Raw genomic sequence first — 12,619 nt, 5'->3', positions numbered from 1 at the left:
TTACGACTAGCGAAATTGCGCGAGGAACCGCAAGTCGTTGTCGAAGAACAGACGCAAGTCGTTCACGCCGTAACGGAGCATGGCCAGACGCTCGACGCCCATGCCGAAAGCAAAGCCGGAGAACTCTTCCGGGTCGATGCCGGACATGCGCAGCACGTTGGGGTGAACCATGCCGCAGCCCATCACTTCCAGCCAGCCGGTTTGCTTGCAGACACGGCAGCCTTTACCGCTGCACATCACGCATTCCATGTCGACTTCAGCGGATGGTTCGGTGAACGGGAAGTACGAAGGACGGAAACGTACGGCCAGCTCTTTTTCGAAGAACACCCGCAGGAATTCTTCGATGGTGCCTTTGAGATCGGCAAAATTGATGTCGCGATCAACCAGCAGGCCTTCGACCTGGTGGAACATCGGCGAGTGAGTGATATCGGAGTCACTGCGATACACGCGGCCTGGGCAGACGATGCGGATCGGCGGCTGCTTCGATTCCATGGTGCGGACCTGTACCGGCGAGGTATGGGTGCGCAGCAGCATGTTGGCATTGAAATAGAAGGTGTCATGCATCGACCGGGCCGGGTGATGGCCTGGGATGTTGAGCGCTTCAAAGTTGTGATAGTCGTCTTCGACCTCAGGGCCTTCGGCAATGCCGTAGCCGATACGGGTGAAGAACTGCTCTACGCGTTCCAGAGTCCGGGTCACCGGATGCAGACCACCGGAGGTCTGGCCACGGCCCGGCAATGTCACGTCAATGGATTCGGCAGACAGTTTGGCAGCCAGTTCGGCTTCTTCAAACAGAGCCATGCGCGCATTGAGAACGCCTGTAACACGTTCCTTGGCAACGTTGATCAGCGCACCGACTTGCGGACGCTCTTCTGCCGGCAAATTCCCCAGGGTCTTCATCACCTGAGTCAATTCACCCTTTTTGCCAAGGTATTGAACCCGGATTTGCTCCAGGGCATTGATATCTTCAGCGCTTTGCACAGCCTCTAGTGCTTGAGAGACCAGCGCATCCAGGTTTTCCATGTACAGACTCCAGATACAAAATAGGGGAAGAGCTTGAAGGCTCTTCCCCTATTTAAGACGTTTACCACCTGGCCCCACGGAAGTGAGGCCGGGTGATTGTCGGGGGTACTTAAGCCAAGGTGGCTTTAGCTTTCTCGACAATCGCAGCAAACACCGCTTTTTCGTTCACTGCCAGATCAGCCAGAACCTTACGGTCGATCTCGATGGACGCTTTTTTCAGGCCAGCGATGAAACGGCTGTAGGACAGACCGTTAACACGAGCACCAGCGTTGATACGAGCGATCCACAGAGCGCGGAACTGACGTTTTTTCTGACGACGGTCACGGTAGGCGTATTGGCCTGCCTTGATTACCGCTTGCTTGGCAACACGGAATACGCGGGAGCGTGCGCCGTAGTAGCCTTTAGCAAGTTTCAGAATTTTTTTGTGACGCTTACGGGCAATGACGCCACGCTTTACACGAGCCATGAGTTACTTCCTCTATTCTTGACTAAAATTAACGAAGGCGCAGCATGCGCTCGACTTTTGCTACGTCAGACGGATGCAGCAAGCTGCTACCGCGCAGTTGACGCTTACGCTTGGTCGACATTTTAGTCAGGATGTGGCTCTTGAAAGCGTGCTTGTGCTTGATACCGTTAGCAGTTTTCAGAAACCGCTTAGCAGCACCACTTTTGGTTTTCATTTTTGGCATGTTCGGATACTCCGCATTCAGTTGATAAACATAATCAGAAGGCCTGCCGTGCCCTGTTGATTACTTCTTCTTTTTCGGGGCGATGACCATGATCAGCTGGCGTCCTTCCATCTTAGGATGCTGTTCGACCGAACCGTACTCGAGCAGGTCAGCTTCAACCCGCTTGAGGAGTTCCATCCCCAGCTCCTGGTGGGCCATCTCACGGCCGCGGAATCGCAAGGATACCTTGGCCCTGTCCCCATCACTCAGGAAACGTACCAGGTTGCGCAGTTTTACCTGGTAATCCCCTTCCTCCGTCCCTGGACGAAACTTGATTTCTTTTACCTGAATCTGCTTCTGGTTCTTCTTCGCCGCGGCAACCTGCTTCTTCTTTTCGAAGATCGATTTGCCGTAATCCATCACACGGCAAACCGGTGGGATTGCGTCTGCGGAGATTTCCACCAGATCAAGCTTTGCTTCTTCAGCAATACGAAGCGCTTCATCAATCGAGACGATGCCAATCTGCTCGCCATCAGCGCCAATTAACCGAACCTCGCGTGCCGAGATATTCTCGTTGATCGGGGCTTTCGGTGCAGCTCGTTTATCTTGTCTCATTTCACGCTTAATAATAATTACTCCGAATCTGGGCGACCACGCCGGGAAACCGCTTGCGCGAGAAACTCAGCGAACTGGGCGACGGGCATCGAGCCCAGGTCAGCACCTTCACGAGTACGCACAGCGACAGTCTGCATCTCGACTTCCTTATCTCCGATAACCAAAAGATAGGGAACCTTGAGCAAAGTATGCTCGCGGATTTTAAAGCCGATCTTTTCATTTCTCAAGTCGGACTTGGCACGAAATCCGCTTTCGTTGAGAGTTTTTTCAACTTCTGCAACAAAATCTGCCTGTTTATCAGTGATATTCATGATCACCGCCTGCGTTGGCGCGAGCCAGGCAGGGAACGCACCTTCGTAGTGCTCGATCAGAATCCCGACAAAACGCTCGAAGGAACCGAGGATCGCACGGTGCAACATCACTGGGTGTTTGCGGCTGTTGTCTTCAGAGACGTATTCAGCGCCCAAACGGACAGGCAGGTTAAAATCGAGCTGCAGAGTACCACATTGCCAGACGCGGCCGAGGCAGTCTTTCAGCGAGAATTCGATCTTCGGACCGTAGAATGCACCCTCACCCGGCTGCAGATCGTACGGCAGGCCCGCAGAATCAAGGGCTGCAGCCAGTGCGGCTTCAGCGCGATCCCACAGTTCGTCGGAACCGACGCGTTTTTCCGGACGAGTGGACAGTTTCATCTCGACATCGGTAAAGCCGAAGTCACGATAAACGTCCATGGTCAGCTTGATGAACGCTGCGGATTCGGCCTGCATCTGCTCTTCAGTGCAGAAGATGTGGGCGTCGTCCTGAGTAAACGCACGTACGCGCATGATGCCGTGCAGCGCACCCGATGGCTCGTTACGGTGGCAGGCACCGAACTCGGCCAGACGCATCGGCAGTTCGCGGTAGCTCTTCAGGCCTTGGTTGAACACCTGCACGTGGCATGGGCAGTTCATTGGCTTGATGGCGTAGTCGCGGTTTTCCGACTGGGTGGTGAACATGTTGTCGGCGTAGTTGGCCCAGTGCCCGGATTTCTCCCACAGGCTGCGGTCAACGACTTGAGGAGTCTTGATTTCAAGGTAGCCGTTATCGCGCTGGATCTTGCGCATGTATTGCTCGAGCACCTGGTACAGAGTCCAGCCGTTCGGGTGCCAGAACACCATGCCCGGGGATTCTTCCTGGGTGTGGAACAGGCCCAGACGCTTGCCGATCTTGCGGTGATCGCGTTTTTCAGCTTCTTCAATGCGCTGGATGTAAGCCGCCAGCTGCTTTTTGTCTGCCCAAGCGGTGCCGTAAACGCGCTGCAATTGCTCGTTCTTGGCGTCGCCGCGCCAGTAGGCACCGGACAGTTTGGTCAGCTTGAAGGATTTCAGGAAGCGGGTGTTCGGCACGTGCGGACCGCGGCACATATCGACGTATTCTTCGTGATAGTACAGGCCCATGGCCTGCTCGTTCGGCATGTCCTCGACCAGACGCAGCTTGTAGTCTTCGCCGCGGGCCTTGAACACTTCGATCACTTCAGCACGCGGAGTGACTTTCTTGATGACGTCGTAATCTTTCTCGATCAGCTGCTGCATGCGCTGCTCGATAGCAGCCATGTCGTCCGGCGTGAAAGGACGCTCGAAGGCGATATCGTAATAGAAGCCTTCGTCGATGACCGGCCCGATGACCATCTTCGCAGTCGGGTACAACTGCTTGACCGCGTGGCCAACCAGGTGGGCGCAAGAGTGACGAATGATCTCCAGCCCCTCTTCATCCTTTGGCGTGATGATTTGCAGGGTCGCGTCGCTGCTGATGATGTCGCTGGCGTCGACCAGTTGGCCATTGACCTTGCCGGCCAGAGTGGCTTTGGCCAGACCGGCACCAATGGATGCGGCGACCTCGGCTACGGAAACCGGGTGATCGAATGAACGTTGACTGCCGTCGGGAAGAGTAATAGTTGGCATGGCGCCTCCTCTCCTAGTGGTGACCCCTACCAAAGGTCACGTGGGTTGGGATGAGCCAGTACAAGATCCGATCCAGGCCATTCAATGACGAACGCCTGCCTTACAGCGGCAGGAGCCTTGCGGCCAACCGGAAAACCGAACCAGAGTGACTGGGATTCAAATCGAAATATTCGTACGTTGACCGCTGCCGGGACTGAAGGTCTGCCGGAGCCTGAGAACGCTTGAGCCCGGCATGCTAGCACAGATGAGCGGTCACTTATGCCTCTGTTTTGCCAGAAGGCAAATCGTCCGTTTTTATGCCAGAGTGATGAACTTGATGGCCCCTTCAGCCCTCAGATAACAAGACATTGACCCACAAGGAGCATCCTCGCATGCGTCTGAATACCCTGTTCGCCGTCGTCGCCCCTATCGTTATGCTGCTACCGCTGAGCGCCCACGCCGACTGGCCGAAGGGCGAGCGTGAGAAGTACATGGCGCAGTGCACCCAAGCGGCAACTCCGCAAATTGGCGCTGCTGCAGCCAAATCGCACTGTGCTTGTGGTGCTGATGCCATCAAGTCCTATCCTGCCGCCGACATTCAGGCGCTGATGGACAATAAGGCCTCCCCAGAACTGCAGCAAAAAGCACTGGGTCAAATTGCCAAATGCAAGGCAAATACACCGGCGAAAAAGTGATCAAAACACCTTTCTGACCCGGCTCAGCGCCCCTGAAACGGGCTGATTTTGAGCCTTTTCAGACGATTTATGCAGGTTTTACAGGTTTTTTTATTGTCTTTACGTTCTGCCAAAAGCCTTGTAAACCGGGGCTTTCAGCCGAATCAGGCAGTAAAGAAAACACGACTGATTGGCAAACAGCACGTCCGGGGGGCTACCAAAGCGAACATTTCGACTATGATACCCGGGTGTGCCCAGTTGGCCTGAGCAGCACAGTACTGAAAAATATATGTTTCTTGGAGATACACCATGTCTAATCGCCAAACCGGCACCGTTAAGTGGTTCAACGATGAAAAAGGCTTCGGCTTCATCACTCCTCAAGGTGGCGGTGACGACCTGTTCGTACACTTCAAAGCTATCGAATCCGACGGTTTCAAAAGCCTGAAAGAAGGCCAGACCGTCTCCTTCGTGGCTGAGAAAGGCCAAAAGGGTATGCAAGCTGCACAGGTTCGCCCAGAGTAATTTCTGCGCGCACTAAAAAAACCCCGTCCATGTGACGGGGTTTTTTATGCCTGCAACAAAAGCCTTCGCTGATCAGCCGCAGTTGACGCGTGTGATCACCAGGTTGTTGTCGGTGTTCAGATTCAAGCGATCCGAGCGGTACTCGAGCGTGATCATGTCATTCGGCTTGAGGAAGCGGGCATTCTGCGCCCCGGCTTTGTTGCGCGCCTGCTCCAGCAGCTCTGGCGAAGCTTTCTTGCCAATGGCGAACTCCGCCGCCGTGGCTTCACAGCGGCTGTGACCGGCTTCGGTCGCCGCAGATTCCTTTGCCGACTCGCTGGAGGTCGTGCTGCAACCGGCCAACATGGCGGCGGCCATAAGTGCACCCAGTGTCGCGAACTTCAAAGGCATGAAGCCTCCTTGTTTTCAAAATAGTTAAGCTGAGATCGTGCGACCGCCATTCCGGCGTTTGGTTTCACGGCCAAGGCCATCACCCTGCCCCACGATTGGAAAAACGCCGAGTGTGCCTGAGCGGCATGCGTCTATTCATCAATCAATCGTGACTGAATATTAACGGCGCTCAGTAGACGTCGATGTAGTCATACGGTGGATTCGGCCAGTTGTCCTTCAGCGCGTTGAAAATCTGCATCACCCACACCTCATCACTGGCCGCGACATTGCCCACATACCCTGAACCCTTGGCCCAGGTTTCCAGGCGAAACAGCAAACCGTCGATATCCTGCCCACCGGTAACGCCGGAAGAAATGTAAGCGATACCGCCCTTGGTCACGCGCAGTTGCGTGTGTTCGTCATCGCTGGCCGAAGCGAGCAACTGGCGCACCGCATCGAGCGTGAGGCCGTCAGGGGTATTCAAATCGATCTGCACAGAACGGTCCTTGGAAAGCCTTGAAATACCAAGTGTCGCATAGCGCTCCGTTCATGCCTAAGTCGCAGTGCCAAATGCCCGACAAAATGGTTAACTCGAATCCATGATCTTCCGACTTTTCGAGCGCTCTCATGACCACCATCAGCATCGACGCCGCCATTAATGCCAAATGGACAGACGGACACAGCTCTTACAGCCCGGGAACCACCGAGGAGCTTGCGCTGATTGGTATCGATCTATTGGTCAAGGAGTTGGGCACTGAAGCGGCCAAGCACTTCATCAAGCAGATTTTCGAGCGTTACCCGACCGAACAGGTCGCGCATAAACACGCAGAGAAGGGATAAAACCCGCAGGCTGGCACCTGCGGGCGAATGATTTACTTCAGACGCTTCAGACGCTCGGTCAGCAAGTCAAAGAAACCCTGAGCATCGCCATTTTCAACCCAAAAGGCGTTCTTGGGTGCCTTCAGGCCGTCGTACCAATCGACGATGGTCTGACCAAAAGTCGGCCCTTCACGACTATCCACCACAACATTCACCGAACGACCGGTGAACAGTTCCGGCTTGAGCAGATAAGCCACAACGGTCGCGTCATGCACCGGGCCACCCGGAATACCGTAGTGTTCCATATCGCCTTTGATGTACTCGTTGAGAATGTCGCCGACAATCTTGCTCGCGTTGTTGTTCAGTGCAGCGATTTGTTTCAGGCGTGCATCACTGGTGAGGATCTTGTGGGTCACGTCCAGCGGCAGGTAAGTCAGTTTCACGCCGCTTTTCAACACGACTTCAGCCGCTTGCGGGTCAGCAAACAGGTTGAACTCGGCCACTGGGGTGATGTTGCCTCCGTTGAAGTGCGCACCGCCCATGATCACCACTTCCTTGATGCCCTGAACGATTTCAGGCTCCTGGATCAGCGCCAGCGCCAGGTTGGTCTGCGGCCCGAGCATGGCGATGGTGATGCTGTGCGGCTTGGCTTTTTTCAGGGTATCGATCAGATAGTTGACGGCATTACCTTCAGCCAGACCCTTTTTCGGTTCGTGCACGGTGACACCCGACAGGCCTTCCTTGCCATGGATGTTCTCGGCGTAGATAGGGGTGCGCATCAGCGGCTTCGGCGCACCGGCATAAACCGGTACGTCTTCGCGCCCTGCCCACTCGCGAGCCAGTCGTGCGTTACGCGACGTCTTGTCGAGGCGCACATTGCCGGCCACGGTGGTCAGCGCGCGAATGTTCAGCTCGTCCGGCGAGGCCAGGGCGAACAGCAAGGCAACCACATCATCGGCACCCGGGTCGGTGTCGATAATCAGGTCGATTTTCTCCGCCGCCTGGGCGCCGGTGGCAGTGATTACGGACAAAAGCAGAAAGCTCCGGATGAATTGATGCAGTTTCTGAGCATAGCGTTGCATGGCGCATTCCTTGTGCATGTGGAATCGAAAAATCAGAACGTAACTCCGGCGACCAGCACGATATTGCAGTACGGCTGGCATTCGCCTGTACGAACAATCGCCCGAGCCTGTCGGCTGAGAACCTTGAATTGCTCGTGACTGAGCAGATCACGACGACCGAGAGCACCTTCCTCATTCAACGCATCCAGCGTATTCAACGCGGTCGGCTGTTTGTCGAAGATTTCCTTGGCCAGTGCATGGCTTTCCACCTGCATCTCGCTGAGCACGACTTTCAGGGTGCTGACGAAATCCGGTACGCCATGGGTCAGCGCCAGATCAATCAGCTCGACACCAGGCGGCACCGGCAACCCGGCGTCACCAATGACCACCATGTCGCCGTGGCCCAGAGAAGCAATCAGCCGCGACAATGCGACGTTGAGCAGAGGAGTCTTTTTCATGCGGGTTTAAACGCCTGTACGTCGGACTGGGTTGGAATTGACGGTTGCGCACCGGCGCGGGTTACCGACAGCGCGGCGGCAATCTGTCCGTAGCGAATCGCCTCGGCCTCGGACTTGCCATTGGCCAGCGCCGCCGCAAAACCACCGACAAAAGTGTCTCCGGCGGCAGTGGTGTCGACAGCCTTCACTTTCGGTGCCGGGAAATGCTCAAAGCGTTGGCCATCGGCAAACAGCGAACCTTGAGCACCGAGCGTAATGATGACTTTGCCCGCCCCCATGGCGATCAACTGGCTGGCGGCACTTTCTGCGCTTTCCAGCGAGCCCACCGATAATCCGCTCAACACGGTCGCTTCGCTCTCGTTGGGGATCAGGTAGTCGATCGCGGTAAACCAGTCTGCCGGCAGTGGACGACTGGCTGGCGCCGGATTAAGGATGACAACTTTACCCAGCGCGCGCGCACGTTTGAGCGCATGCCCCACTGTCGCATCCGGAATTTCGAGCTGGCAGATGATCACGTCGGCGGCCTGCAGCACCGCATCAAAACGGTCGATCACTGCGGGCGTCATGGCGCCATTGGCGCCGGCGACAATGACAATGGCGTTCTGACTGTTGTCATCGACCACGATCAACGCCACACCACTGGAATCAGCGACCGTGCTGACGGCCTGACAATCGATCTGCTCGGCCAACAAGGCGTTGCGTAATTGCACGCCATAGTCGTCATTGCCAACGCAACCGACCATCGCGACCTGAGCACCCAAACGCGCCGCCGCCACCGCCTGATTGGCACCCTTGCCGCCGGACACCGTGGCAAACGAATGACCGATCAGCGTTTCACCGCCGACGGGCAGCCGCGGCGCCCGGGTCACCAGATCCATGTTCAGGCTGCCTATTACCACTACATTTGCTGGCATACATCATTACTCGTCAATTCGGTTTCAGCGATATTCGGTGAACACGCCGGACAACGGTGCGGTCGATTCGCGCAAAACAATACTCGGGGTCACGATCCGCTGATCAGTGCCCAGATTCGGCGTAGCGATCCTTCGCAGCAGTACTTCGGCCGCCATCTCGCCCAACTGCAGGATCGATTGCCCCACAGTGGTGAGTGCCGGATACACGTAACGACTCATCTGGATATCGTCGAAACCGATCACCGACAACTCGCTCGGCACACGAACATTGCGCTCTGCCGCGGCGCGCAGCACGCCGATACCGATCATGTCGTTACCGGCAAAGATTGCGCTGGGCGGGTTACCCTCAAGCAGAATCGCCGCTGCGCTGTATCCACCCGTACTGGTGAAATCACTTTCCAGCATGCGCTCCGGGCGGACTTCAACGCCCGCCTCTTTCAGCGCTCGGCAATATCCGGCCAGACGCATCTGCGCCACACTGGTACTCGCCGGACCGCCAATGGTGGCGATGTCGCGATGCCCCAATTCCAGTAAATGCCGGGTCGCGAGGTAAGCGCCGTATTCATGGTCGATACGCACCAGATCGGCATCGACACCGTCCAGACCACGGTCGACGATGACCATCGGCGTTTTCACCCCGGCCAGCCCCTGAGCCAGTCCGCTGTCACCGCCAGCGGAAGCGACGATCAAACCGTCGATGCGCTTCTCCAGCAACACACGCAAATAGCTGCGCTGCTTTTCAGGATTGTCGTCGGAGTTACAGAGGATCACGCAGTAGCCGTTACGCTCGCAGTAATCCTCGATACCCCGCGCCAGTTCCGCAAAGTACGGGTTGAGACTGTTCGGCACCAGCAGGCCAATGGTTGCAGTGGTCTTAGCCTTCAGCGAGCGCGCTACCGCACTCGGCACATAGTCGAGGCTCTTGATCGCCGCCTCGACTTTCAGCCGCACCTCCTGACTGACCGGCCGGGTGTTGTTCACCACATGCGACACCGTCGTGTAGGAAATTCCCGCGAGGGCTGCCACATCCTTGATCGTTGCCATGTTTTAGCCCCGGCGACTGGCGCGCTGACTGCGATAAGTGTCGAGCACCACCGCGATCACAATCACCGCACCGGTGATGATACGTTTGGTCGGCTCGGTCGCGCCGATCTGCGCCAGACCCGCCGCCAGCACGGAGATGATCAACACACCAAAGAAAGTGCTGATCACCGAGCCGCGCCCACCCATCAAACTGGTACCGCCAATGACCACAGCAGCGATCACTTGCAGCTCCAGACCGGAACCAGCGTTCGGGTCAGCGGCTTCCAGACGGGAAATCTGAAACAGCGCGGCGATACCGGCCAGCAGGCCCATCAAGCTGAACACCAGAATCTTGTAGGGTTTCGGATTGATCCCCGCCAGACGCACCGCCTCTTCGTTGGTGCCGATGCCGATCAGGTAGCGACCGAATACGGTGCGGGTCAAAACCGCTTGAGCAATGATGATCACCAGCAAGGCAATGATGAACGATGGCGAGATGCCGAACGCGATCGGGTTCGACAGCCAGGCGAACGAATCACCGATGTACGCGGTGCGCGATCCGGTCATCTGATACGCCAGACCCCGAGCCATTTCCAGCACACCCAGAGAGACGATGAACGATGGAATCCGCCACGCAACAGTAATCGAACCGGTGACGGTACCGGCCAGTGCCGCCACCGCCATGCCGAGCAATGCCGACGGCAAAACGCCCCAGCCCCAGCCGAGAATCGCGACGCTGACGGTCGAAGCGGCCAATGCGAGCACCGAGCCCACCGACAGGTCGATGCCGCCGATGATCAACACGAAAGTCATGCCGACCGCCAGCACCATCAGGTCAGGAATCTGGTTGGCCAGGGTGCTGAAGGTGTTATAGGACAAAAAGTGGCTGCTCAAGACCGAGAACAGCGCAATCATCGCCAGCAAGGCACCGGCCAGGCCCAGATAAGTGCCCAGACCATAGAAGTTGCCACTACGTTTGCCGGCAGGAGATGCAGTTTTCATGGGAGATCCCTAGGCGCCGCTTCGTTGAGCAACGCATCACGTTTTTGGTAGCCGGCGAACGCGGCGGCAAGCAAGTCATCCTGGGTCCAGCTGTCGCGCTCGAAGGTGTCAATCAGCCGCCCGGCGGACAGCACGCCGATCCGGTCGCAGATCAGCATCAGCTCACGCAGGTCACTGGACACCACCACCAGCGCTTTGCCCTGGCGCGTCAGTTCGCCGAGCAGGGCATAAATGTCAAACTTGGCGCCGACGTCGATGCCACGGGTCGGTTCGTCGAACAGCAGCACTGAACAGTCGCGCTCCAGCCAGCGGCCGATCACGACCTTTTGCTGGTTGCCACCGGACAACTCTGAAACCAATTGTGTCGGGCTCGAGCTACGGATGCGCATGGCGTCGATCTGACGCTGCGCCAGAGCGATCTCGTCGCCGTTGTTGACGACACCGCCACTGGAAATTTCCGGCATGTTGCCGAGTGCGATGTTGGCACTGATCGACTGACTGAGCAGCAGGCCTTCACCCTTGCGGTCTTCGGTAATCAACGCGATACCGTTGCGCACCGCATCGACCGGCGAGCGCACACTGACCACTTTGGCCGGGGAGCCGAGCGCGATGGTGCCGCTGTCGGCAACGTCCGCACCAAAAATCAGGCGCAGCAGTTCTGTGCGCCCTGCCCCGATCAGTCCGGAAATCCCGAAGATCTCGCCGGCACGCACTTCGAACGAGACATCGCGCACTTTGTCAGAGCGAGTCAAACCCGTGACAGTCAGCGCCGGAGCACCGATCTTGCGCGGGCCCATGTCGATCTGCTCGCCCAGTTCGCGACCGACCATCAGCGTGACCAGTTGCTCGCTGTTGTAATTGGCCATCGGCTCGACGCAGACCAGATTGCCGTCACGCAGCACGGCAATCCGTTGCGCGACGCGGGCCAGTTCTTCGAGACGGTGGGAAATGTAGATGATCGAGACGCCGCGTGCCTGCAAGCGGGTGATCTGCTCAAAGAGCATTTCGACTTCACGTGCGGTCAGCATCGCGGTCGGCTCATCGAGAATCAGCACGTGGCAATCGCCGATCAGGTTACGGGCGATTTCGACCATCTGCTGATGCCCGATACCCAACTCGCCAACCAGCGTATCCGGATCGATCGCGTCGAGACCGACCTGCGCCATGGCTTCGATCGCGGCTTTGCGCAACTGCTTGCGGCTGATCCAGCCGCCGTTGCTTGGCAGGTTGTCGAGAAACAGGTTCTCCGCCACCGACAGGGTCGGCAACAGATTGAGTTCTTGCATGACCATACGCACGCCGAGCTCTTCAGCCTGGGTACGGCTGCCCGGACGATAGTCCTTGCCGTGGAATTGCATCTGGCCGGTGGTCGGTGTGACCAGTCCGCCAATGATTTTCGACAGGGTACTTTTGCCGGCGCCATTCTCGCCGGTCAGCGCCAGCACTTCACCGCGCATCAGCGTCAAGTCGATGCCGGTAAGCACCGGTTGCGCATAGGTCTTACCGATACCGCTGACCGAGAGGACAGCGTTCGGGGCGGAAACTGACATAA

Annotated in this window: 16 protein-coding genes; 3 read left to right on the top strand and 13 right to left on the bottom strand. The window is 57.1% G+C overall.

The features are described from left to right. Nucleotides 1-6: 6 nt before the first annotated feature. The 5 genes from pheS to thrS form a co-directional block, all read right to left on the bottom strand. Nucleotides 7-1,023, bottom strand: a complete 1,017-nt coding sequence (pheS, locus tag ACZZ0A_RS06685) for a phenylalanine--tRNA ligase subunit alpha (protein ID WP_003226365.1) — start codon at nt 1,021-1,023, stop codon at nt 7-9. 109 nt (nt 1,024-1,132) lie between these two features. Then, entirely contained in the window at nt 1,133-1,489 is a 357-nt protein-coding gene (gene rplT / locus ACZZ0A_RS06680; RefSeq protein ID WP_007913489.1) for a 50S ribosomal protein L20, read from the bottom strand. Between the two features lie 28 nt (nt 1,490-1,517). Continuing rightward, the gene (rpmI, locus tag ACZZ0A_RS06675) at nt 1,518-1,712 is read right to left on the bottom strand and encodes a 50S ribosomal protein L35 (protein ID WP_002553160.1); all 195 of its coding nucleotides are present in this window, start codon (nt 1,710-1,712) and stop codon (nt 1,518-1,520) included. Nucleotides 1,713-1,772: 60 nt separating this feature from the next. Continuing rightward, complete coding sequence (gene infC, locus ACZZ0A_RS06670; protein ID WP_171057393.1) at nt 1,773-2,324, bottom strand: translation initiation factor IF-3; 552 nt, start codon at nt 2,322-2,324, stop codon at nt 1,773-1,775. Beyond that, nucleotides 2,324-4,246: a threonine--tRNA ligase gene (gene thrS / locus ACZZ0A_RS06665; protein ID WP_007913488.1), complete on the bottom strand. Its 1,923-nt coding sequence runs from the start codon at nt 4,244-4,246 to the stop codon at nt 2,324-2,326. Before thrS ends, infC begins: the two co-directional genes overlap by 1 nt. A 371-nt stretch (nt 4,247-4,617) precedes the next feature. Here thrS and ACZZ0A_RS06660 point away from each other — a divergent pair, with 371 nt between their 5' ends. Both ACZZ0A_RS06660 and ACZZ0A_RS06655 read left to right on the top strand, forming a co-directional pair. Further along, nucleotides 4,618-4,920, top strand: coding sequence for a hypothetical protein (locus ACZZ0A_RS06660; RefSeq protein ID WP_095111728.1), 303 nt, complete (start codon nt 4,618-4,620; stop codon nt 4,918-4,920). Between the two features lie 288 nt (nt 4,921-5,208). Beyond that, a complete protein-coding gene (locus ACZZ0A_RS06655; protein WP_003179963.1) occupies nt 5,209-5,421 on the top strand; it encodes a cold-shock protein in 213 nt (70 codons plus the stop codon). Nucleotides 5,422-5,493: 72 nt separating this feature from the next. On the opposite strand, the gene ACZZ0A_RS06650 is transcribed toward ACZZ0A_RS06655, so the two are convergent. Both ACZZ0A_RS06650 and ACZZ0A_RS06645 read right to left on the bottom strand, forming a co-directional pair. Then, on the bottom strand, nt 5,494-5,811 hold the full coding sequence (locus ACZZ0A_RS06650; RefSeq protein WP_007913486.1) for an I78 family peptidase inhibitor: 318 nt from the start codon (nt 5,809-5,811) through the stop codon (nt 5,494-5,496). 169 nt (nt 5,812-5,980) lie between these two features. Next, the gene (locus ACZZ0A_RS06645; protein ID WP_007913485.1) at nt 5,981-6,286 is read right to left on the bottom strand and encodes a hypothetical protein; all 306 of its coding nucleotides are present in this window, start codon (nt 6,284-6,286) and stop codon (nt 5,981-5,983) included. Nucleotides 6,287-6,417: 131 nt separating this feature from the next. Between ACZZ0A_RS06645 and ACZZ0A_RS06640 the strand changes: the two genes are divergently transcribed. Next, nucleotides 6,418-6,630 (top strand): hypothetical protein, encoded by a 213-nt coding sequence (locus tag ACZZ0A_RS06640; protein WP_007913484.1) that lies wholly within the window; start codon nt 6,418-6,420, stop codon nt 6,628-6,630. A gap of 32 nt (nt 6,631-6,662) precedes the next feature. Here the strand turns inward: ACZZ0A_RS06640 and ACZZ0A_RS06635 are convergent, their stop codons facing one another. The 6 genes from ACZZ0A_RS06635 to ACZZ0A_RS06610 are packed head-to-tail and all read right to left on the bottom strand — an operon-like array spanning nt 6,663 to nt 12,617. Then, complete coding sequence (locus ACZZ0A_RS06635) at nt 6,663-7,691, bottom strand: nucleoside hydrolase (RefSeq protein WP_007949847.1); 1,029 nt, start codon at nt 7,689-7,691, stop codon at nt 6,663-6,665. Between the two features lie 32 nt (nt 7,692-7,723). Beyond that, complete coding sequence (gene rbsD / locus ACZZ0A_RS06630) at nt 7,724-8,128, bottom strand: D-ribose pyranase (RefSeq protein ID WP_007913481.1); 405 nt, start codon at nt 8,126-8,128, stop codon at nt 7,724-7,726. Further along, complete coding sequence (rbsK, locus tag ACZZ0A_RS06625; protein ID WP_095111731.1) at nt 8,125-9,042, bottom strand: ribokinase; 918 nt, start codon at nt 9,040-9,042, stop codon at nt 8,125-8,127. Before rbsK ends, rbsD begins: the two co-directional genes overlap by 4 nt. A 24-nt stretch (nt 9,043-9,066) precedes the next feature. Beyond that, complete coding sequence (locus tag ACZZ0A_RS06620) at nt 9,067-10,086, bottom strand: LacI family DNA-binding transcriptional regulator (protein WP_007913479.1); 1,020 nt, start codon at nt 10,084-10,086, stop codon at nt 9,067-9,069. 3 nt (nt 10,087-10,089) lie between these two features. Continuing rightward, a complete protein-coding gene (locus tag ACZZ0A_RS06615; protein WP_007913478.1) occupies nt 10,090-11,067 on the bottom strand; it encodes an ABC transporter permease in 978 nt (325 codons plus the stop codon). Continuing rightward, nucleotides 11,064-12,617, bottom strand: a complete 1,554-nt coding sequence (locus tag ACZZ0A_RS06610) for a sugar ABC transporter ATP-binding protein (protein WP_463542679.1) — start codon at nt 12,615-12,617, stop codon at nt 11,064-11,066. The genes ACZZ0A_RS06615 and ACZZ0A_RS06610 overlap by 4 nt, the downstream gene beginning before the upstream one ends. Nucleotides 12,618-12,619 lie beyond the last annotated feature (2 nt).

Source organism: Pseudomonas sp. AC242 (assembly GCF_979258655.1).
The sequence above is the reverse complement of the archived record's forward strand: the minus strand, read 5'-3'. Positions and strand labels throughout refer to the sequence as shown.

Bases quoted from the DNA above. Each gene is read 5' to 3' on its own strand.
- pheS (WP_003226365.1), bottom strand. From the start codon at position 1,023: ATGGAAAACCTGGATGCGCTGGTCTCTCAAGCACTAGAGGCTGTGCAA.
- rplT (WP_007913489.1), bottom strand. From the start codon at position 1,489: ATGGCTCGTGTAAAGCGTGGCGTCATTGCCCGTAAGCGTCACAAAAAA.
- rpmI (WP_002553160.1), bottom strand. From the start codon at position 1,712: ATGCCAAAAATGAAAACCAAAAGTGGTGCTGCTAAGCGGTTTCTGAAA.
- thrS (WP_007913488.1), bottom strand. From the start codon at position 4,246: ATGCCAACTATTACTCTTCCCGACGGCAGTCAACGTTCATTCGATCAC.
- ACZZ0A_RS06660 (WP_095111728.1), top strand. From the start codon at position 4,618: ATGCGTCTGAATACCCTGTTCGCCGTCGTCGCCCCTATCGTTATGCTG.
- ACZZ0A_RS06655 (WP_003179963.1), top strand. From the start codon at position 5,209: ATGTCTAATCGCCAAACCGGCACCGTTAAGTGGTTCAACGATGAAAAA.
- ACZZ0A_RS06650 (WP_007913486.1), bottom strand. From the start codon at position 5,811: ATGCCTTTGAAGTTCGCGACACTGGGTGCACTTATGGCCGCCGCCATG.
- ACZZ0A_RS06640 (WP_007913484.1), top strand. From the start codon at position 6,418: ATGACCACCATCAGCATCGACGCCGCCATTAATGCCAAATGGACAGAC.
- ACZZ0A_RS06635 (WP_007949847.1), bottom strand. From the start codon at position 7,691: ATGCAACGCTATGCTCAGAAACTGCATCAATTCATCCGGAGCTTTCTG.
- rbsD (WP_007913481.1), bottom strand. From the start codon at position 8,128: ATGAAAAAGACTCCTCTGCTCAACGTCGCATTGTCGCGGCTGATTGCT.
- rbsK (WP_095111731.1), bottom strand. From the start codon at position 9,042: ATGCCAGCAAATGTAGTGGTAATAGGCAGCCTGAACATGGATCTGGTG.
- ACZZ0A_RS06620 (WP_007913479.1), bottom strand. From the start codon at position 10,086: ATGGCAACGATCAAGGATGTGGCAGCCCTCGCGGGAATTTCCTACACG.
- ACZZ0A_RS06615 (WP_007913478.1), bottom strand. From the start codon at position 11,067: ATGAAAACTGCATCTCCTGCCGGCAAACGTAGTGGCAACTTCTATGGT.
- ACZZ0A_RS06610 (WP_463542679.1), bottom strand. From the start codon at position 12,617: ATGTCAGTTTCCGCCCCGAACGCTGTCCTCTCGGTCAGCGGTATCGGT.